19 protein-coding genes are annotated in these 19,667 nt (G+C 57.0%); 3 read left to right on the top strand and 16 right to left on the bottom strand.

The genetic code is table 11. The features are described from left to right. Positions 1 to 43: 43 nt before the first annotated feature. From GM154_RS07605 to GM154_RS07555, 11 genes are all read right to left on the bottom strand, one after another. The gene (locus tag GM154_RS07605) at positions 44 to 616 is read right to left on the bottom strand and encodes a hypothetical protein (RefSeq protein ID WP_074827040.1); all 573 of its coding nucleotides are present in this window, start codon (positions 614 to 616) and stop codon (positions 44 to 46) included. Next, a complete protein-coding gene (gene gspM / locus GM154_RS07600) occupies positions 613 to 1,245 on the bottom strand; it encodes a type II secretion system protein GspM (protein ID WP_010796079.1) in 633 nt (210 codons plus the stop codon). The genes GM154_RS07605 and gspM overlap by 4 nt, the downstream gene beginning before the upstream one ends. Further along, positions 1,220 to 2,323, bottom strand: a complete 1,104-nt coding sequence (locus GM154_RS07595) for a PilN domain-containing protein (protein ID WP_219651681.1) — start codon at positions 2,321 to 2,323, stop codon at positions 1,220 to 1,222. The genes gspM and GM154_RS07595 overlap by 26 nt, the downstream gene beginning before the upstream one ends. Beyond that, positions 2,320 to 3,048, bottom strand: a complete 729-nt coding sequence (locus GM154_RS07590; RefSeq protein ID WP_010796077.1) for a type II secretion system protein GspK — start codon at positions 3,046 to 3,048, stop codon at positions 2,320 to 2,322. The genes GM154_RS07595 and GM154_RS07590 overlap by 4 nt, the downstream gene beginning before the upstream one ends. Further along, positions 3,045 to 3,677 (bottom strand): prepilin-type N-terminal cleavage/methylation domain-containing protein, encoded by a 633-nt coding sequence (locus GM154_RS07585; protein WP_219651679.1) that lies wholly within the window; start codon positions 3,675 to 3,677, stop codon positions 3,045 to 3,047. The genes GM154_RS07590 and GM154_RS07585 overlap by 4 nt, the downstream gene beginning before the upstream one ends. Further along, positions 3,674 to 4,057: a prepilin-type N-terminal cleavage/methylation domain-containing protein gene (locus GM154_RS07580; protein WP_197871332.1), complete on the bottom strand. Its 384-nt coding sequence runs from the start codon at positions 4,055 to 4,057 to the stop codon at positions 3,674 to 3,676. Before GM154_RS07580 ends, GM154_RS07585 begins: the two co-directional genes overlap by 4 nt. Continuing rightward, a complete protein-coding gene (locus GM154_RS07575) occupies positions 4,054 to 4,563 on the bottom strand; it encodes a GspH/FimT family pseudopilin (protein ID WP_219651677.1) in 510 nt (169 codons plus the stop codon). Before GM154_RS07575 ends, GM154_RS07580 begins: the two co-directional genes overlap by 4 nt. A gap of 8 nt (positions 4,564 to 4,571) precedes the next feature. Further along, on the bottom strand, positions 4,572 to 4,997 hold the full coding sequence (gspG, locus tag GM154_RS07570) for a type II secretion system major pseudopilin GspG (RefSeq protein ID WP_010796073.1): 426 nt from the start codon (positions 4,995 to 4,997) through the stop codon (positions 4,572 to 4,574). Positions 4,998 to 5,015: 18 nt separating this feature from the next. Then, entirely contained in the window at positions 5,016 to 6,227 is a 1,212-nt protein-coding gene (gene gspF / locus GM154_RS07565; RefSeq protein ID WP_074827027.1) for a type II secretion system inner membrane protein GspF, read from the bottom strand. Positions 6,228 to 6,229: 2 nt separating this feature from the next. Next, complete coding sequence (gspE, locus tag GM154_RS07560; RefSeq protein WP_150348706.1) at positions 6,230 to 7,954, bottom strand: type II secretion system ATPase GspE; 1,725 nt, start codon at positions 7,952 to 7,954, stop codon at positions 6,230 to 6,232. A gap of 497 nt (positions 7,955 to 8,451) precedes the next feature. Then, the gene (locus tag GM154_RS07555; protein ID WP_019367344.1) at positions 8,452 to 8,679 is read right to left on the bottom strand and encodes a hypothetical protein; all 228 of its coding nucleotides are present in this window, start codon (positions 8,677 to 8,679) and stop codon (positions 8,452 to 8,454) included. Positions 8,680 to 9,151: 472 nt separating this feature from the next. Between GM154_RS07555 and GM154_RS07550 the strand changes: the two genes are divergently transcribed. Continuing rightward, entirely contained in the window at positions 9,152 to 11,827 is a 2,676-nt protein-coding gene (locus GM154_RS07550; protein WP_219651676.1) for a glycoside hydrolase family 3 protein, read from the top strand. A gap of 60 nt (positions 11,828 to 11,887) precedes the next feature. Here the strand turns inward: GM154_RS07550 and GM154_RS07545 are convergent, their stop codons facing one another. After that, entirely contained in the window at positions 11,888 to 12,784 is an 897-nt protein-coding gene (locus GM154_RS07545) for an acyltransferase (protein WP_219651674.1), read from the bottom strand. 126 nt (positions 12,785 to 12,910) lie between these two features. On the opposite strand from GM154_RS07545, the gene GM154_RS07540 reads away from it, so the two are divergent. Together GM154_RS07540 and GM154_RS07535 are read left to right on the top strand one after the other, a co-directional pair. Continuing rightward, positions 12,911 to 14,083: an HD-GYP domain-containing protein gene (locus tag GM154_RS07540; RefSeq protein WP_019365481.1), complete on the top strand. Its 1,173-nt coding sequence runs from the start codon at positions 12,911 to 12,913 to the stop codon at positions 14,081 to 14,083. A 49-nt stretch (positions 14,084 to 14,132) separates the two neighbouring features. After that, entirely contained in the window at positions 14,133 to 14,645 is a 513-nt protein-coding gene (locus tag GM154_RS07535) for an ATP-dependent zinc protease (RefSeq protein ID WP_010796066.1), read from the top strand. 39 nt (positions 14,646 to 14,684) lie between these two features. Here GM154_RS07535 and GM154_RS07530 read toward each other — a convergent pair whose 3' ends face one another. The 4 genes from GM154_RS07530 to GM154_RS07515 form a co-directional block, all read right to left on the bottom strand. Continuing rightward, positions 14,685 to 15,308, bottom strand: a complete 624-nt coding sequence (locus GM154_RS07530) for a glutathione S-transferase family protein (RefSeq protein WP_219651853.1) — start codon at positions 15,306 to 15,308, stop codon at positions 14,685 to 14,687. A 170-nt stretch (positions 15,309 to 15,478) separates the two neighbouring features. Beyond that, positions 15,479 to 17,884, bottom strand: coding sequence for a TonB-dependent siderophore receptor (locus GM154_RS07525; protein ID WP_374940306.1), 2,406 nt, complete (start codon positions 17,882 to 17,884; stop codon positions 15,479 to 15,481). Positions 17,885 to 18,024: 140 nt separating this feature from the next. Beyond that, positions 18,025 to 18,978 (bottom strand): FecR family protein, encoded by a 954-nt coding sequence (locus tag GM154_RS07520; RefSeq protein ID WP_308460601.1) that lies wholly within the window; start codon positions 18,976 to 18,978, stop codon positions 18,025 to 18,027. Next, the gene (locus GM154_RS07515; protein ID WP_074827013.1) at positions 18,975 to 19,493 is read right to left on the bottom strand and encodes a sigma-70 family RNA polymerase sigma factor; all 519 of its coding nucleotides are present in this window, start codon (positions 19,491 to 19,493) and stop codon (positions 18,975 to 18,977) included. Before GM154_RS07515 ends, GM154_RS07520 begins: the two co-directional genes overlap by 4 nt. Positions 19,494 to 19,667 lie beyond the last annotated feature (174 nt).

Raw genomic sequence — 19,667 nt, 5'->3', positions numbered from 1 at the left:
TAATAGGGGGCGGCCGCGTCGGCCACTGAATCCGGGTTCCGTATCAATCTTCGCTATCGGAGTCGTCATCCTCTTCCGGGGACGTTTCCGTGGTAGAGCTGGGCGCCTCGGCGGCTGGGGCCGACACGCCGTCAAGAGGTGCCTTTTCGATCACGAGCGGCAAGCTTTGCTGACGATCACCGGAGACAAATACCGCCTTGTTGGCAGCCACGGACTCTAGCTTCCAGCCGTTGGGTAGTGCCTTGCCTCGGGTAACGCTGAGCGCCTTGCCTGAGTTGTCCTTGAGCAGGGCCAGCTGCAGCGAGTCGGTCAGGATAATGCCGGTCAGCACATAGCCAGTAAGGTAAGTCGGCTGACCCGGCGCGGCCATTTTCTGATCAGACTGGCGGTCCGGGCTGAACAAGGGCTGCTGCCAGGTATTGGCATAGGCATCCAGAGGCGGTGCGTTCGGCAGCTCCGGCGACCTGACGGTTGCAGGTGAGTGCTGTGCTTCAAGGGGAGGCAGCCATTGTACGTTACGGCCAATGCCCAGCGCGAACATGACCAGAAGCGCGGCCGATAGTCCCGTAATCAGGACGAGCCAGGGGGTGAGGCGACGCTGATCAGCGGCGTTCATGTCGGGTCATCCGAGTCCGTGTTTTCGTTATCGTCCATACCGGCTTTACGCTGCATGTAGCCAGTGACAAGCATCTGGACTTCAAGCCTGCCGGCACCACCCTTGGGCGGAGCATCCTCATGACGCTCGACGCGAAGCTCCTCTACGAAAAGGAAAGGGCGATCGTTTTCAATGTCGTACAGGATGGCTTCCAGCGGCTCGATGGCGCAGCTGAGGTTGAAGCTGACCTTGACCTGGGCATAGGGCTCATCGCCAGGGTTGCCGGCGATGGGCGTGCGGTTGAGCAACTCACAGCCGGCGCCGTCCAGCTTGTGCGACTCGATCAGCTCAGCCGTATGTTGCATCAGGTTGGCTGCTACGGCACTAGGGTCGTCACCGGGCAGCAGGCTGTCACTCCCAGCGTTTCGCTCCTGTGCGGTTTCGAGCTGGCGCTGCAAGGGTTCACGCTGGGCCTGCAGCGCGGCATACCGACGCTGGGTCTGACGGAGCTGCTCCATTTCGTCGTTCATGGCCTGCTGGGGCGCGACGAACCACCATTCCAGACAAATCCAGTACAGCACATACAACGCGAACGCCAGAACGGCCAGCGCGGCGATGCGACTTTCACGGGGTGTCAGTGACCGGCGCATTGCTGGCTTCCTCCCGACGCAGGTGGGCGAGCAGGTAGAAGCGCTCTTTCTTGGTGTTTTCGTCTGGCTGGATGACGCCTTGGAACTGCGCACCGGTAAGCGAGTGACAATTCTTCATCTCGCCAATCAAGGCGCCAGCCTTCTGGCTTTGGCCGGCCAGATTGACCTGTCCGTCTCCTTCAACGGACAGCTCCGTCAGCCAGGTGTCTTTGGGCAGGCACTGAGTCAGCTCGCTAAGCATCACGCTCAGCGGTGGAGTACCCGCCTTACGCTCCGTCAGGTAGCGAGTGGCGCCCAGGCCATTCTGTATCTGCTGGCGCAGGCTTTCGATCTCCTGGGCGCCGGCACGAAGCTGGCTGACCTCATGACGCATGGCTTCGAGCGCAACGGCGCGGTTATACAACCAGACCTGCATGGCTGCGAATGTCAAAGCGATAGCCAGGACTGCAAGACCAATGTTCAGCTGACGCCTCGGATTCTTGCGAAGCTGACGGCGTTCGGATGGCAACAGGTTAATACCCAGGCGCCCCCCTTCAGGCTGTTGCACATCGATCTCGTCGGGACGAATGCCCTGCGCCTGCAGGCGCTCCAGTAATAGGTCGAGGCGATCCTTCAGTACGGTGGCAACCGTCACACGGAGCGGCTGCTTTGGCTGGCTTGGCCAACGGCGGACCGCATAATAGACCTGACTGGCCTTAAAAGGGGTATGGCGATCCATCTCGAAGGCGACAGCCGCCATGACGTCCTGGGCTGCGCCAGCAGGTAGATTGATAGTTCTGACCAGCGCCTGCCGAGGCGATAACAGCAGAACGCAGCGTTCTGTACCCAGCGAGTCGGCACTGGTTAATGGATGCTCACCCTCCGCTGTGTGAAGCCAGGCTTCTTCATTGTCCCAGCGGATGATCTGTTCATGTTCGCTTCGCTCGAACAGGCTGCGTAGGCGAGGGGGCAGGCAGGCCCGAAGTTCGGTAAACCACCAGTTGAAGAAGCGGGGAAACACGGAGGCGTGCCATTGCGCCTGAAAGGCATTCACGGCAGGGCGCAGGCTATTGGGCCATTCCAGTCGAATTGTTTTCATTCTTGCCAGCGCAGCACGCGGTAAGGTTGCATGTTGCTATCCGTTGGGTTGAGTAAAAGGGTCACGTTCAAGGCAGAGCGGAAACCATTGTCCAGCTCAGCCTGGCTATACACACTCAATACCTGCCCTGGATCTTCTCCCTCCAGGGAAATGATGTTCTTCTGGCCCATGGCTTGCCGTATGGGTGGCGCTGCAAAGCTCACAACCGGCTGATCGTACCCGCTCCAGACGGTGATGTAGGGCTCCAGGCGAGTAAACATCGCATTGTCCATACCGGGGAGTTGAATCAATTCCTCCAGGGTTCGCATGGGCGTCGGATCCGTCCCGTTCTGACGGGCTTGCAAGGCTGCCGCGACTTGCTTCGCTTGTCCAGCCGGAACGCCCAATGCAGTCGCCACTTTGATGAACAAGGCGGATGAGGTGCTGTTAAGATCCAGCTTTCCCAGTTCGCTGCGCACTTGAATGGTCAGGCGCATGCGGTCGAATTCGAGTTGATAGGGGCGGCCATCCGCAACCCAGCGCTGCTCTCGTTGAAGGCCTGTCAGATGCTGGACAGCCAGGGCCAGACCTGCTTCCGCCGCAAGATGCGCCCTGGCATCCTGAAGCTGATGGACGCTCTGTTTGTTTTCCAGGCGTACTGCGGTTACGACGCCGGCCATGACCAGACTGAGCAGTGCCAGTGCCCATAGCGTAATGAGCAGCGCTACCCCGTGCTGCCGCTTCACTGCAGAGACCCCATGCTGTTTGAGTTGCCCAGGTCGAGGCGTACGGCGACCTGTAGAGGCGGCCAGGCAATGGGGCCATCGGCCGTCAGGTCAACCCTGACCCGCTGGGGCAGGTGCTGCGGCCAGGGCCATCGCGGCAGCCAGTCCGTAGGTCGTCCGTTCTGGTCAAGGCCGCTATAGGAAAAGCGCAGGTTTCTGACCTGCCGCAACAAACGCTGGGGATCTCCCCAGGATTCGGTGCGGTTGTTTCCAACAATCTTGGCGAAATCGACCTGTAGCCATTGGTCTCGGCTGTCACCGGCCAAGCGGAGCGTCTGGATATGAATGCCGCCGCCGAGATGTGAAGGCAGCGTTGCGATAAAGCGCATCTCCTGTGGCTCGCCGATAAACACCATTCCCTGCCCGGTGGGGGTGCGCTGGATCGACAGCGGGAGGGCTTGCTGCAGTTCGCGACGTAAAAAATTCTGTGTAGAGCGCAGTTCATCTAGTCGGGCGCTGTACTGCTCGCTGCGAGCCAATGTCCGATTGGCGCTGATGAGGGCAGAACCGATCAGGACCAGCAGGATACCCAGCAGGCTGATAGCCAGCAGGACTTCCAGCAAGGTGAAGCCGCGCATTGAGGCTTTCATTGCGAGACCTCGGATACACCCTGCAACCTTAATGTGCTGAAGCGCTCCTGATGCCGACCCGCCGTCAACGACAGATCCAGACGATACAGCTGACTGGTCGTCGCTGTGCCCGCTTTACTGATATCCAGCTTCCAACGTGTACCGTCAGGCAATGAACCCTGACTGGAGCCTGGCTTCAGAGGACGATGGACCGTGTCGTCCAGTAGCGAGCGGGCCGTCAAGGCCATCTGGGTCGCTCGGCTGTCCTTCAGCAAGGCATGGGTGGCTTGGCCAATGCCTCCCATCAATACGAAAAAGGTGACGGCGAGCAATGCCACGGCTGCCAGCAATTCCAGCAAGGTAAAGCCACCCTCTGAACGGGGCCTGCGCTGTCCCGTCACGGGTTTACCTCTTGCCATTTGACGGTGCCGGTCAGCCAGGCGATATCGACGCGCCAGGCGCGTCCATCCTTTTCCAGCCTGACATTTCCACCGGTTGAGCTGCCATCTGGAAAGAAGGCGATGGCGGTCCTGCGACCTGTACTCAGGTCAGCCGCTGTGGTTACCCGCATGAGCATGCCCTTGGGCAGCGACTGAGGACGCCGGCCGGGTTGTTGGTATCGCTGGTTGGCAAGATCGAAATTCAGTGTGGTGGTCTGGCCGGTTGTGATGGCCTGGGTGCGTACGGCACGCAGTGCCAGGGTCAGGTCACGACCGGCCTCGCGGGATCGAACACTGTCGAGTCCGCGGGTAACGCCAAAGGAGACCAGGGTCAGACCAATGGCGACCAGGATGATGACAACGATCAGCTCAAGAAGTGTAAAGCCGCGCTGCGATGTCCGGCCCTGTAAGCGCATACCGTTCGAGACGGTGCGTAGGGCACGGGTACAGGAGGGCTGGCGCGGCATGACACTCTTTATTCCCAGTTGCCAACGTCGGCGTTGTAGCCTTCGCCGCCTGGCTGTCCGTCCTGACCATAAAAGATCAGGTCAAACGAACCGTGCTGACCGGGCGAGCGATAGCCGAATTCATGGCCGAACGGGTCCTGCAGATCCGAGGGCTTGGCATAAGGGCCATTCCAGTTACGAGCGTTGGCTGGCTTGGTAGTGAGTTGTTGCAGATTCTTGGGCGGTGCGCCGACATCCAGAGCATAGTTTTCGATCTTCATGCTCAGGCTGGCCAGCTGAGCCTTGCCAGCGCCGTACTTGCCTTTATCGACGTTACCACCGACCTGGCGGACCACAATGGTAGCCACGATACCAAGCAGTACGATGACAGCCAGCATTTCAAGCAGGGTAAAACCGCCGCTGCGGTGGGGGAGGGAGCGCATTTTTCTAGTCATAAACAAGGCTCGTTACGGTTAGATGTTACTGGTGAGGCTCATCAGCGGGAGCATGATGGCCAACATGATGAAGGCCACAAGTACGGCCATGACGATGGTCAGGCTGGGTACCAATGCCGCAAGAAGTCGATCGATACCACGTTTGGCTTCGGCATCAAAGACGTCGGCGACCTTGATCAGCATGGTATCGAGCTGACCGGATTCTTCGCCGACCTGAATCATTTGCAGTGATAGCTGTGGCAGCAGCTTGCTGGTGCTGAGCGCAGCGGCCAGTGAGCCGCCGTCCTTAACCTGGTCGGCTGCCTGTGAAACGGCGCCCTGCAAGGCATGGTTTGAGCAGACCTGGCGGCCAATCGACAGTGCGGTCAGCAGTGGAACGCCATTAGTCAGCAGGGTGCCGAGTGTTCTGGCCAGCCGCGCGGTCTCCAGCCGCTGTACAAGGGGTCCCATCATCCGAATGCTCAGCATCCGGCGATCCCAGCGGATACGGCGTTCCGGATCACGAAGGCGGGCGCCGGTGAACCAGATGAGCGCAACCAGAACCGCCAGCAGCAATAGGCCATATTGCGAAAGAAACTGGCCCATCCAGAGTACGGACTGTGTCATGAACGGTACAGGAACGCCTAAATCAGCGAAGATAGGCACAAATTGTGGTACGACATACGCCATCAGCAAGGCCAGTGAGCCGAGCACACCAACGACCAGGAAGGCGGGGTAGATCAGGGCGTTGATCACTTCGCCACGCAAGGCCTGCGAGCGCTCGAGGTATTGAGCGAGCTGCGCCAGAGTTTCCTCCAGTGAGCCGCCGGCTTCGCCTGCACGGACCATGCTGATGTAGAGCTGCGAAAATTGTCCGCCTTCTTCGGAGAGCGCGGCGGAAAGCGGCTTGCCGCCCTTGACTCGCTCACGGATACGCTCGATCAGTCGGCGGGATTTATCTTCCGTTGGCTGGCTGAGCAAAATATTCAAGGCGCGATCGAGCGGCTGCCCTGCACCCAGGAGCGTGGCCAGCTGCTGGGTAAACTGGGCAAGTCCGGCCCCGCTTAACGGGTCTCGATTGAACCAGGCACGCCAACCCTGCGAGGCATTGCCTTGCGCGGGCGTGACCTGCAGGACCAGAAGTCCACGATCCTGCAACTGGCTGACAGCTTCATCCTGGCCGGCGGCTTCCAGATGGCCGGTAACGGACTCACCGGCCGCATCCAGTGCGCGATAGCGAAACTGGGCCATGCTCAGTCTCCGCTCGTCACACGCAGGACCTCTTCCAAGGTAGTCGTACCTGCCAGCGCCTGGCGCAGCCCGTCTTCGTACAGGGTATACATGCCTTCTGCGCGAGCGGCCTGTTCCAGTGTCGCGGCATCGGCGCGCTGCATGAGCAGGCTGCGGAGCGTATCGCTCATGACCAGCAGTTCGCTGATGGCACTACGACCACGGTAGCCCTCATTGGGCGGCAAGTCGCGACGTGGCCTGTACAGGCGGATCGGGCGTTCATCCGTGTATTTTTCGAGTTCATATTCCCTGATAACTTCCGGAAGCGGCTCATAGGCTTCTGACAATGCTGGATCCAGGCGGCGTACCAGGCGCTGAGCCAGAATGCCATTGATTGTAGAAGCTAGCAGATAGTCTTCCACTCCCATGTCCAAAAGACGCGTGATGCTGCCCGCCGCACTGTTGGTATGCAGTGTCGAAAGCACCAGGTGACCGGTCAGGGAAGACTGAATGGCGATACGGCAGGTTTCCAGGTCGCGCATTTCACCGATCATGATGACATCCGGGTCCTGGCGCACGATGGAGCGCAGGGCGCCGGCGAAATCCAAGCCAATGGACGGCTTGACCTGGATCTGATTGATGCCCTCGATCTGGTATTCGACCGGATCTTCTACGGTAATGATCTTGCGCTCGGCGGTGTTCAGGCGCGACAGCGCGGTATACAGCGTGGTTGTCTTACCCGAACCAGTAGGGCCGGTGACCAGCAGAATACCGTGGGGTCGCTCCAGCACGCTCAGGAAGTTGTCCAGTGACTTGCCGGCAAAGCCCAGGGTGTCAAAATCGAAACTCACCGATTCGCGATCGAGCAGACGCATTACCACCGACTCGCCAAAGCTGGTCGGAACAGTGGATACCCGCAGGTCCAGTTCTTTGCCCTGGATACGCAACATGATGCGGCCGTCTTGGGGGAGACGACGCTCGGCAATGTCGAGCTTGGCCATGATCTTGACGCGCGAGATCACCGCTGCCGTGGAGCTGGAGGGCGGTGCTTCAGACTCATGCAGTACGCCATCGATGCGATAACGTACCTTGAGCCGATTCTCGAAGGGCTCAATGTGGATATCCGAAGCGCGGTTTTCTACAGCGCGCTGGATAATCAGGTTCACCAGGCGAATCACAGGCGCTTCTGAGGCCAGATCCTTCAAGTGCTCGATGTCGTCTTCCGAGTTAGCCTGGGCGTCGAGGTTCTCCACGATGGTGCCCATGGCCGAGCGGCCCTGACCGTAATAACGCTCGATCAGGTTTTCGATGTCGCTGCGAAGTCCTATGGACAGCCGAGCCGCGCGGCCACAGGCGTACTCAAGCGCCTCGATGGCATAACGCTCGGCGGGATTGGCCACCAATAGGTGAATCTGGCCTGTGCTGTCCTGCCCCAACGGCACAATCTGATGCTGCTTTAGAAAGCGTGTGGAAACGTCAAGTGGGTCTTCCAGGATTTCTGGCGCATCGCTTTCCAGAACCAGCGGAACGTCCAGGAGTGATGCCCACGCATGCGCCATGTCTCGCTCGGATACCATGCCCAGGCGCAGCAGCAGGTGGCTGAAGCTTTCTCCAGAGGAGGTTTCGTGAAGACGGCGGGCCCGCTCCAGATCGCCAGGCTTGAGCTTTCCCTGGCTGACCAGCCATTCGCATACGGCATCGTCACCCGGCTTGTGGGAATCCACAGACGTGAGCGGTGGCTCGCTCATAGGCACCGAGGGCAGCGAAGCGCTCTGGGAAGGGCTGCGTTCAGCCGTGGTCGACGAGGCGGGTTGGAGTAGGTTCATGGTTATAGGCGGTAGCGTAGAAAGCAGTGGGCGTTGGCTAAACGAGAAAACAAAGCCTAACGGATGATAATCGCACCGTTAAATGAACACTTAGTGTACAGATGGACGCTTAATAATACGTGTTTGCTGCTGTAACCCACCGAAATTGGCTGTGAGCCAAATCGCTTTTTAGCTGCAAAGTTACTTCTATTACCTGTTTTTAGCTGAACAAAAGCTGACAAAAGGGCAAGAGGCGCTTCGTCGGTTTTGTCTCAGAAGGGCATGTCAACGGAAGGGGATATTAGCGAGCATCCAAGCCGCTCTGAATAGAATCTGAGCGCTTAGTCAGCCAATGTCGTTGTATTCGCAAGTCTCGAAGCTGGAGCTGCCTGAAAGCGCCTGCCTCATTTAACGGCAGGCGCTTGAGCGCTGAGCAGTGCTTATTTGGTGCTCAGGGCATTCGGGTTGGACACGCCGTCAGGACGACCACCCTTAGTGTCCTGCTCCTGTTTGGCTTTCTGGGCGGCCTTGCTGTTGTGCTCCTGTTGCATCAGGCCATTGGACGTGCCGGATGCTTGAGTGGCAGTGGCTGAGTCTTCAGCCGCCAGGGCGCATCCTGTTACGGCAAAACCTGCTACCAGGCATAGGCTGGAAATAAACTTTTTCATTACGCTCTCACTCTTCGGATAAATATCTGCCTGAGTTAGGTAGATATATTTAGCTAATTTCTTCTGAAAGAAAAAATCAACTCTAAATTTTCGATTCTTGACTAAGTTCTAATCGATAGATTAAAGCCGAGAGTTTGGCTGGACATCTTTTATGGATAAAAGTTCAAGTTAAATTAGAGAAATGGTTTGCTACTTACTAAACCGTTTCATTTGACAATTTTTCGTCTTTTTTGCCTTAATCTTTTCGGGTTTTTCGCGCGTTTACGCGATTTTCTGTTGCCATCATTTTGCTACCTTTTGTTCTCGTTTGCTCCCATAACAAAAAAATCTCAACTTGTACAAATAACTTTAATTGATTGTATTGAGGTTATTTGTCGCAGGACGCGGGACGCTGTTAAGTCAGTAAAACTTGATATTCGGCAATATCGAAGTGACTCGTTTTTATTAACTTAAAAGCAGGACTTAATTAATAATGGGAAATATGAAGCTACAGGGAGCTGTGCTTACGGCTTTGGCTCTGGCAGTTGGTCAAGCATATGCGGTAACCCAGGCAAACCCTGCCCAGGTTGAAAAGAAGGTCGAGAGCACGCTGGGACAGATGTCTCTTTCCGAGAAGCTTTCACTGATTGGCGGAACGGGCCCCTGGGATGTCAAGGGGCTGGATAAATTTGGTCTGCCCCAGATTCATGGTGCAGACGGTGGTGTGGGTATCCGCTACACTAGTCAGGACAACAACCAGGGTATCGTTTACCCGGCGGGTCCCAACCTTGCGGCTACCTGGAACGTCGACCGAGCCAAGTCCTTTGGTGAAGCACTGGGCTACGACACACGTGCCGGTGGCTATCAGTTCGTAACAGGTCCGGGTGCCAACCTGTACCGCTCGCCCTATAGCGGCCGTGCATTCGAATACCTTTCTGGCGAAGATCCCTATCTGGGCGCTGTGATGGCGCCTGCGGTCATCAACGGTATCCAGTCCCAGGGCGTCTGGGCCAATGCCAAGCACTTTGTAGCGAACGATCAGGAAACCAACCGCTTTACACTGGACGAGCGGATCGGCGAGCGTACCCTGCGCGAAATGTACCTGCCCGCCTTCGAGTCGGCTGCCAAGAACGGCAACGTTGCGATGATGATGTGCGCGTTCCAGTTGATCAATGGCGTTTACAGCTGTGAGCACCAGCATCTGATCACCGGCGTGCTCAAGAAGGAATGGGGCTGGAAAGGTCTCATGCAGAGCGACTACAACGCTGTCGTTCATGGCTATCTGGCAGCTGATGCCGGTACCGATCTGGACATGATGGGCTATCAGATGAATAGCACCATCCTGACGCCCTATATTCAGGCAGGAAAGCTCTCGACCGAGACCATCAATGACAAGGTTCGCCGGATCCTGCGTCAGATATATGCGTACCGCTTCGACCAGGCCATTCCTGCCGCGTCCAAGGACATGGACAGTGCCAGCAGCCAGCAGGCAGCCCTGGAAGGTGCTCGTGAAGGTATCGTTCTGCTGAAGAACAAGGATCACTTGTTGCCGCTGTCCAGCGACAAGGTCAAGTCCATTGCGGTCATTGGCAACTTGGCCAAGTACGCGCCGCCTACCGGTTTCGGTAGTGCCAATGTCGATGCACGCAATTTCGTCAGTGAGTTGAGTGGCCTGAAGCAAGTGGCTGGTAACGCCAAGGTCGACTTCATCGACTCGCTGTCCCTGGACCCAAATGCGGCCGAATGGACGACCACCGATGCCTCCGGCAATACCGAAAAAGGTTTGAAGGCTGAGTTCTTCAATAATGCCAACTGGTCCGGTACTCCTTCTGACACCCGTATCGATCAGCATGTGAACCTGGACTGGGCCAATGGCAACAAGACCACAACAGTGGACTATGTTTCCAATACCACCAACGGCGCGAACTATCCCGTTACCGGCGACGATCAGAATACGTCCGTTCGCTGGAGCGGATCGGTAACGCCGACCATCTCCGGCGAGCAGATCTTCAAGGTTCGTGCGGATGGCGCTGTGCGTCTGTATGTGAATGGTCAGAAGATCATCGACAATGGCGATGGCAATCCGCTGCCCAACAACAGCATTCCGCCGACCATTCCGGTATACGGCAAGGTCAATCTGGAAGCGGGCAAGTCCTACGACATCAAGCTCGAGTACTCCCGCCGCAAGGGTTATATCTCAACCATGGGCGGCATGGTGGGCGTGCAGATGAGCTGGGCCTCGCTGGCTGCTCCGCAGGACCTCTCCAAGTACGATGCGGTTGTCATGGCTGTGGGTAACAGCAATGAGTATGAAGGCGAAGGTTTCGACCACGGCTTTGATCTGCCTGAGTACCAGAGCCAGTTGATCCAGAACGTTGCCAAGGTCAACCCGAAAACTGTGGTTGTTATGCATGGCGGCACCGGTCTGAACATGACTGACTGGGTAGACCAGGTCGATGGCGCACTGCATGCCTTCTATCCGGGCCAGTACGGTGGCCAGGCATTGGCGGAAATCCTGTACGGGGTAGTCAACCCGTCCGCAAAAATGCCGTTCAGCATTGAGAAGAAGCTGCAGGATAACCCCGTCTATGCAGGTTTCCCCGAGTTCGACAACACCGGCAAGATTACCCGTATGGCCTACAGCGAAGGTCTGTACGTAGGCTACCGTGGTTACGAGATGAGCGGTATCAAGCCGCTGTATCCGTTCGGTTATGGCTTGTCCTACACCAGCTTCAAGTATTCCAACATCAAGGTAACGCCCAAGGTGGTAGTGGGTAACGCGCCTATCAAGGTGTCCTTCGATGTAACCAACACAGGGCAGCGTGCGGGTGCTGAAGTCGCTCAGCTCTATATTGGTCAGAACAAGCCGCAGGTGGCGCGTCCGGTCAAGGAGCTCAAGGGCTTTGGCAAGGTGTTCCTGAATCCGGGTGAGACCAAGCGTGTCACGTTGCAGCTCAACGACCGTTCGTTGGCCTACTTCAATGAAGCCACCAACAACTGGGTTGTGGATGCTGATACGTTCAAGATCTCGGTGGGTGCGGCATCCAACGATATCCGCCTGACGTCCAGCCTGACCAACCCGTATCGCCAGGAATTGTCCAATTCGACCAGCAACCCGCTGTCGAAGGCCGACATCAAGGCGGTAACGGTCAAGGCCGCCAAGCAGTAAACCTGTCCGGGCGCGGATTTCGATCCGTGCCTGTGTACGGTTCCTCCCGATGCGCCAGGATTATTCCTGGCGCATTTCTTTTTGCAGCGCCTCGATCCGCCGATCTTTCTCGGCCCATAATGCGCCGACCCATTGCTGGACTTGCTCACGAAAAACGGGATTATTCTGGTAGTCCCCCTCACACAGTGAAGGCTCCAGCGGAAGAGTGCGGATGTCTACAGTGACGCGCTTGACCTGGCCACTGAGTAAAGCCCAGAAGCCGGGCGGTTTTCCTTCGGGATAGAGAATCGTGACATCCAGAATGGCATCGAGCTGCTTACCCAGTGAAGCCAGTACAAAGGCAATTCCACCTGCCTTGGGTTTGAGTAGATGATGGTAGGGTGATTGCTGCTGGGCATGTTTGGCTGGCGTGAACCGCGTGCCCTCCAGGTAATTCACGACCGTAACGGGCTGATCGCGAAATTTCTCGCAGGCCCTACGCGTGATTTCCAGGTCGATCCCTTTGAGTTCCGGGCGCTTTTCCAGCGTGGCCTTCGAATAGCGCTTCATGAACGGGTAGTCGAGTGCCCAGAATGCCAGTCCAAGGAAGGGGACCCAGATGAGCTCCTTCTTCAGGAAGAATTTGAAGTAGGGCGACCGACGATTGAAGGTTTGCACGAGAGCTGGAATATCGACCCAGGATTGGTGGTTGGAGATGATCAGGTAAGAGCGGTCCTTACGCAGGTTCTCGGCACCGCGTATGTCCCAGACTGTAGGGGTGCAGAGCGCGAAGATGACCTTGTCGATTTCTGCCCAGGTCTCGGCGATGGTCATGACCCCGCGCGAGCAGGCGTCGCGCCACGGCTTGTAGGGGCAGAGCAGCTTGAGCAGCGCAACCAGCATCAAGGGGCCAATCAAAATGAGGGTATTGATAAAGAGCAAAATGCCGCTAGTCAGTCCGACGATCAGATGACGCATGAAGTCTCCCTGAGTACTATTCTTTTCGTTAGCGCCATAAACATTCTGAGCCTCTACCGGGCCGCTTAGGCAGCAATGGCGTCTATGGATTATCTAGGACACTGACAACGGCTGTAATTGTTCATTATGCTTAAGCGTATTCCCGTTTCGCAGGCCCGTCTGGGCATGTATGTGAGCGAATTTTGCGCACCATGGGTGGATCATCCCTTCTGGAAAGGGCACTTTGTCATTCGTTCACCGAATGAGCTGCAGCGCATTCTGGACAGTGACATCGACGGGTTGTGGATCGATGTTAGCAAGGGGACTGATGTCGATTCAGCCCAGGTAAGTAACATCGCTGAGGCGCCTGTGTCTGGAGTTGCCGCTCGAGTTGAGATGGCTGAAGAGATAGAGCGGGCCAGAGTGCTCTGCGACAGCGCCAAGACAGCCGTCAAAGGCATGCTGGAAGATGCACGCATGGGGCAGGTCGTCGAGATGGGCGATGCTGCCAGTCTGGTCGAGGAAATCTCTAATTCGGTGCTGCGCCATCCCAATGCTTTGATCAGCCTGGCGCGACTCAAGACCTCGGACGAATATACTTATCTGCATTCGGTGGCCGTGTCGGCGCTGATGATTGCCGTTACTCGAACGCTTGGCCTGAGTGAGGCTGCAGCGCGACAGGCAGGTCTGGCTGGTTTGCTCCATGATGTTGGCAAGATGACGATGCCGCTGGAAGTGCTCAACAAGCCGGGCAAGCTGACGGATGAAGAGTTCATCATCATGCAGGGTCATCCGAAGGCCGGGGAGCGCATTCTCACAGCGTGGCAAGCTGATGAGACAGCCATCGATGTCTGCCTGCATCATCATGAGAAATACGATGGCAGTGGTTATCCGGATAAGCTGTCCGGTGAGCAGATCAGCCTGATGTCCCGCATCGCCACAGTATGTGATGTGTATGACGCGGTAACGTCGGATCGCCCTTACAAAAGAGGCTGGGACCCGGCCGAGTCCGTCAAACGGATGGCTGAATGGAAAGGGCACTTCGATCCGCATGTCTTTCAGGCATTTGTCAAAGCGGTCGGCATTTACCCGGTCGGCTCGCTGGTAAAGCTGGAAAGCGAGCGCCTTGCGGTGGTGGTGGAGCAGAACCCCAAGTCACTGCTGACACCGACCGTAAAGGTGTTTTATGACGCAAGGCACAAGAAGCCGATCGGGCATGAAGTGATCGATTTGCCACGCCTGAAAGGCTACGACCGCATCATTGGACGTGAGTCGCCCGAGGCTTGGGGATTCGATAATCTCAGTACGTTGTGGACATAGCGGCCCTGGCGCGGGAGACTTCTGTCCGTGATCCTGCCGGAGTGATTGAGTGAAACGTTTTTTATCCCTGCTGGGCCTTTTGAGCCTGCCTGTGCTAGCGACGGCCGAGCCGACGCTCTACGGCCGCTACGAGACATTCCGTCTACCTGAGCTGGGTGTATCCTTGCCGGCCAAGATGGATACCGGTGCCTGGACCGCCTCGCTGTCGGCCAAGGACATCAAGACGTTCGAGCGTGACGGAGACCAGTGGGTCAGCTTCCGTCTGGCGACGGAGAAGGCGGACGACACGGTATTCGAGCACCGTCTGGCGCGAATCAGCAAGATCAAAAGCCGCTCGGATGAGGGCGATGAAGACGGTGAGGATGATACGCCGTCCAGTGCACAACGCCCGGTCATCGAGATGGAAGTCTGTGTAGGCGATGTGTCCCGTACCATCGAGGTCAATCTGACGGACCGCAGTCACTTCCGCTATCCGCTGCTGATTGGAGCCAAGGCCTTGCGCAAGCTGGATGCCGCGGTTGATCCCAGGGAAAAATACGTGTCCGGGTCGCCTCGCTGCTAAGGCTGGGAGGCGCCAGCCAGGGCTGGCGCCTGGAAACGATTAGCGTGCCTCGGGGCGGGTTGCCTGCATCGAGGGACGCTGATCCGCCTCGGTGTACCAGGCCGCCAGCTTGGGATACTCACCGCGCCAGTGCCAGTTGGATACACGCAGGTCCAGATAGCCCAGCAGGCAGGCCAGTCCAATGCAGGCCATATCGAAGTGGCCTTCAAGCTCGGGCAATGCTGTCTGTTCAAAGTAATCCAGCGAACGGGCAATCTTCTCATGCTGGTTATCCAGCCAGAGCTTCCACTGCATGCCCGGTGGCCGCATGAACGTCTCGTAGCGGATCTGTACGGCCGATTCGGTTATGGCATCGGCCAGGGAGGCTAGTGTCATTCGCCGCCAGCGCTCGGGACCCTGCCGAGGAATCATGGGGGTGTGCTGATGCAGCGTATCCAGGTAATCCAGAATGACGCGGCTGTCATGCAGGGTAGTGTCATCTTCCAGGCGCAGCGCCGGAATCTTGCCTGACGGGTTGGCATCGATGACATCACGATTGGGATTGAGGGGCGTCTGCTGGACGATCTCCAGCTCAACCTGCTCGATCAGGTCGGTCTCGTGCAGCATCACGACGACCTTGCGGCCGAACGGGGATGCGGGGGTGTGATAGAGGATCATCGACATCACGCACTCTCTTCATCAAAGCTTAACAAAAGCTGAACTGTGATCGTCCGCGATGCATGGGTTGTTATGCAAGCCTTATGCATGCTCAATGCTACTAGTGTCGAATCATCAGGTCCCTTTCTGATGGACAAAAGCCGGCCTGGCACCGGCTTTGTCACAACATTATGCGATTACCACTTGTAGGTAACGTTGGCGATCACGCTACGCTGGTCACCGTAGTAGCAGTAATAACCATCACAGGTAGAAATATAGTCCTTGTTGAACAGGTTGGTGGCATTCACGCCTACGGAAGCGCCCTTCAGACGGCTGTCGAGGCGGCCTAGATCGTAGTGCGCGGCAGCATCGTAAAGGGTATAAGAGCTGGCATGGCCTTCTGGCTTATTATTATCTCTGTCACCGTAAGTATCGCCTACGTAGCGGGCGCCCGCGCCTATGCCGAAGCCGTCTAGCAAGCCCGTATGCCATGTATAGTCAGCCCAGAGCGAGGCTTGGTGTTCAGGGATGAGCTGCAGGCGCTTGCCTTTATAAGAAGGATCACGCACGTTTGTATTGGTGTAAGAGTAAGCCGCGATTAGCTTGATATTCTCTGTCAGGTTCGAAGTGGCCTCCAGCTCGACTCCATGCACTTTTACCTTACCGGTTTGAGTAGGTAGCTGATTCCCGACAGCAGAAGTTAAAACATTTTTTTGAGTGAGGTTGTACACCGCCGCAGTTAGTAATGTGTCCGATCCAACAGGTTGGTACTTCACACCAACTTCGTACTGTTTACCCTCGGTTGGTTTGTAAGCTTCTTTGTCGTTAACATCTGCACCTGTGCTGGGCTGAAAAGACTCTGAATAAGAAATATAGGGTGCTACTCCAGAGTCAAAGATGTAACTCAGGGAAGCATTACCAGTAAACGCTGTATCGTTATTTTTTGGATGGGCACCGTTTGCTGAAATGTTGTAGAACTCAGTATCTGTTGTTACCCAGTCCTTGCGTCCGCCTAGTGTCAGGCGCCAGCGATCAAGAGCGATCTGATCCTGAGCATAAAGGCCCGTCTGGTGGATTTTCTGATTGTAGTCATACCAGGCATTTGATCGCGCGGGGCGCTCTATAGGTAAGCCATAGATCGGCTTATGGATGTTGCTCGCAGGCGCTGAACCAAAAATCGACGTGTAGTTTGTATTCGAGCGCTGATAGTCCAGGCCTAGCAGTAAGGTGTGTTGCAGATCACCCGTATTGAAGTCTGCCTGGAAATTATTGTCGATAGCGAATTGGCTGATGTCTTCATCAGTTGAGGTTGTGCTGCGTTGTACGGTGCCGTCAGGGCTGACTGCAGTAGCGGAGCCGCCAGCTGTAATTGTCTGAAACTCTAAGTCGCTCTTGGTATATCGCGCATTCTGACGGAACTGCCACACATCGTTGATACGGTGATCGAACGCGTAGCCTAGCGAGTAATAGGTGCGGTCATAGTACTCCCAATCCGGATCGCCCAGATTCTTGTGATGAGAAACCTTGCCCCACGGGCCATCAATCTTGGTGCCTTGAAGAGGTAGGAACTGACTAGTCGCGCCCGTATCGTCGCGCGTGTACTGCGAAAGGAACGTCAGGTGCGTGTCGTCATCGATATTCCAGGTCAGGCTGGGAGCGATGTTGTAGCGCTTGTTTTCGATATGATCGATCTGCGTGTCGCTGTCACGCACCACGCCGCTTACGCGATAAAGCACGTTGGCGTTTTCATCGAACGCACCGGTGGTGTCGAAATTGATCTGGCGATGGTTGTCACTGCCAACTTCGGCACGCACTTCATGACTGGTTTCAGCCTGGGGACGCAAACTGACCATGTCTATCAGGCCACCGGGCGGCGTCTGCCCATAGATGGAGGATGCGGGGCCGCGCAGGAGGGTCAGGCGTTCAAGGTTCCAGGTTTCAGGCTTGGGGTCGACATAGACGCCGTCCGGTAGGCGCAGCCCGTCCAGGAATCGGGTCGGCTCAAAGCCCCGTACCCGCAGCCAGTCGGCCCGGGTATCACTGCCGTAGCTGCTGGCTACGATGCCAGGCATATAACGAACGGCATCATCAATGTTATGCACGGCGCGGTCGCGCATCTGCTCGCGGGTGGCAACCGACATGGAGCGAGCCGTTTCCAGGATTGGCGTATCGGTTTTGGTGCCGGAAGCAGAACGGGTTGCCACATAACCCTCTGCGGGGCCCCAGGCATTTTCCAGCTCACCGGCGGTAATGGTGGTTGATGCCATGCTCAAGGTGTCGCCCGTTGCTGGCAATACGCGTACGGTGTAGACGCCGGGTTCGCGTTCGGTCAGCTCAAGCCCGGTTCCCTGCAGGGCCTCGCGCAGGGCCTCGGTCGCTGCGTAGCGGCCATTGACCGGATTCGACGTACGCCCGGAAGCCACCGAAGGGTCAAGGCTCAGGGTCAGACCCGCTTCGCTGGCGATACGGTTTAGCGTGCTGGCCAGAGGCGCAGCGGGGAGTTGGTAGGTGCGCTCAGCGGTGGTCGTCTGGGCGTGGACTAACGTGACATGGCCTAAAACAAGTGCAGCGGCAAGCAAGGAAGGACGGAACAGCGACGACATGGCTCTCTCCAAGAGGCGAATGCGAATTCGTTTCATTGCCGAATGAGAATGGCAAAGTGATAGAGCCGTCTTGGAATATTTTTGAATAACGAAGATAGAAAAACGCAGAAAACAAGCGTGTCGTGCTGAAACCCCGTTGGTTAACGGGGTTTAACGGCCAGCCACCAGCGCGTGTGTTGCTCGATTCGTATCGGTGTATTGAGGGCGAGGGCACGCAGAGCCTGGTCAGCATCGTGCAGAGGAAAGGTGCCCGTTACCCGTAACGTGGCAATGGCCGGATCAAGGGTGATGAGTCCGGTGCGCTCGTGACTCAATGCCGCCACGACATCGCTCAGGGGTTGGTTATCGACCACCAGCATGCCGTGAGTCCAGGCGTCAGCATTGGCTGGTGCATCCTTGAGCTCATCCAGTCGGTCCGCCATCATGAGGACCTGCTCGCCCTGGGGAATGACCGCCTCGCCAAGGCCAAAGCGCGGCTGTGCCGCCACAGCCGATTGCAGGACCGTCAAACGCGAGCCGCGTGATTCCTCTTCCACGAGAAAACGCGTACCCAGCGCCCGCATTTGTCCGGCCTGGGTTTCCACGATAAACGGACGACTGGCGGTGTCGTGCCCGGTTTCGATAAAGGCTTCTCCTGCCAGGAGAATTATCCGGCGCTCGTGCTCATCGAAGCGAACATTCAAGGCACTACGACCCGCCAGCACGATGCGGGTGTGATCAGACAGCATCAGCGTGCGCTGTTCCCCCGTGGCGGTTACGTTATCAGCCAGGGCGTAACGCACCGGTACATAACGGTTTACCGCAATAAGGCTCAGAAGGCCCGCAAGGGCGATGACTAACGTACTGCGACCCAAGCGCCGACGCCCGTTGGCAGAGGGCTGCAACAGGGCATTTCGCGCCGCGGGTTGTTCTGCAATGCGCAGACGCTGATTGATGCCGTTCAGCTGCTCCCAGGCACGGCGGTGTTCAGCATGCTCGGCAAGCCAGGTCTGCAGGGCGTTTAGCTGCTCCTGGCTGGTTTCTCCCATTTCCAGGCGTACTTGCCAGTCTATCGCCTGATCCAGAACCTGACGGCTCACAGGTCTTACATTCACACAGGTTCCCCGTAGAGGGCCACATAGCATTGCCGTAGCCCTTGAGCAATATATTGGCGAACCCGTGGAACCGATACGCCCAGGCGCTCGGCAATTTCAGAGTGGGTCAAGCCGTCGAGGCGATTATATAGAAAGGCCGCTCGAGCCTTGCTGGAAAGTTTGCCGAGCAGGCGATCAAGTTCCGCCAAGGCCTCGATAATCGAAGCCAGGGCTTCAGCGGAGGGGTAGTGCTCGTCTGCCAGTGTAGCCAGGGCCTCAAGATAGCTGCGTTCAAGGCTGGCGCGGCGGTAATGATCAATCAGGAGGCCTTTGGCAATCTGGGTCAGAAAGGCCCGCGGTTCGCGCATGGCAGGCAGTTCAGGCTTGGTCAGCAGCCGTACGAAGGTGTCCTGCCGCAGGTCTTCAGCGCGCTGGCTACACCCTGTCTGCCTGCGCAGCCAGCCTGTCAGCCAGTCGCCGTGGTCACGGTACAGCACGTTCAACCCAGGAGCTGCCTTTATTTCGCCCGTCGTCATGAACATTTCCGCAAATGGAAAAATGAGAACCGTTCTCACGTATTCTAAAGATCAGGCGAGCCGCGGTAAAGACCAGCGAAAAGCATGAATCTTGCCTTGAACAGGACAATTTAAGTGAGCAATCCATATACAAGGTGCCCATGACGGCCAATTTGGGAGCGGGCAGGGACCTTG

The sequence above is a fragment of the Pseudomonas sp. MAG002Y genome (assembly GCF_019400845.1).
Lineage (GTDB): Bacteria > Pseudomonadota > Gammaproteobacteria > Pseudomonadales > Pseudomonadaceae > Chryseomonas > Chryseomonas luteola.
This window is presented reverse-complemented; position numbering and strand designations above follow the sequence as displayed.

Coding starts and splice junctions, on each gene's coding strand:
- GM154_RS07530 (WP_219651853.1), bottom strand. CDS start 15,308: ATGTCGATGATCCTCTATCACACCCCCGCATCCCCGTTCGGCCGCAAG.
- gspE (WP_150348706.1), bottom strand. CDS start 7,954: ATGAGCGAGCCACCGCTCACGTCTGTGGATTCCCACAAGCCGGGTGAC.
- GM154_RS07585 (WP_219651679.1), bottom strand. CDS start 3,677: ATGAAAGCCTCAATGCGCGGCTTCACCTTGCTGGAAGTCCTGCTGGCT.
- gspM (WP_010796079.1), bottom strand. CDS start 1,245: ATGCGCCGGTCACTGACACCCCGTGAAAGTCGCATCGCCGCGCTGGCC.
- GM154_RS07540 (WP_019365481.1), top strand. CDS start 12,911: ATGCTTAAGCGTATTCCCGTTTCGCAGGCCCGTCTGGGCATGTATGTG.
- GM154_RS07595 (WP_219651681.1), bottom strand. CDS start 2,323: ATGAAAACAATTCGACTGGAATGGCCCAATAGCCTGCGCCCTGCCGTG.
- GM154_RS07515 (WP_074827013.1), bottom strand. CDS start 19,493: ATGACGACGGGCGAAATAAAGGCAGCTCCTGGGTTGAACGTGCTGTAC.
- GM154_RS07545 (WP_219651674.1), bottom strand. CDS start 12,784: ATGCGTCATCTGATCGTCGGACTGACTAGCGGCATTTTGCTCTTTATC.
- GM154_RS07575 (WP_219651677.1), bottom strand. CDS start 4,563: ATGCCGCGCCAGCCCTCCTGTACCCGTGCCCTACGCACCGTCTCGAAC.
- GM154_RS07555 (WP_019367344.1), bottom strand. CDS start 8,679: ATGAAAAAGTTTATTTCCAGCCTATGCCTGGTAGCAGGTTTTGCCGTA.
- gspF (WP_074827027.1), bottom strand. CDS start 6,227: ATGGCCCAGTTTCGCTATCGCGCACTGGATGCGGCCGGTGAGTCCGTT.
- gspG (WP_010796073.1), bottom strand. CDS start 4,997: ATGACTAGAAAAATGCGCTCCCTCCCCCACCGCAGCGGCGGTTTTACC.
- GM154_RS07605 (WP_074827040.1), bottom strand. CDS start 616: ATGAACGCCGCTGATCAGCGTCGCCTCACCCCCTGGCTCGTCCTGATT.
- GM154_RS07550 (WP_219651676.1), top strand. CDS start 9,152: ATGGGAAATATGAAGCTACAGGGAGCTGTGCTTACGGCTTTGGCTCTG.
- GM154_RS07525 (WP_374940306.1), bottom strand. CDS start 17,884: ATGTCGTCGCTGTTCCGTCCTTCCTTGCTTGCCGCTGCACTTGTTTTA.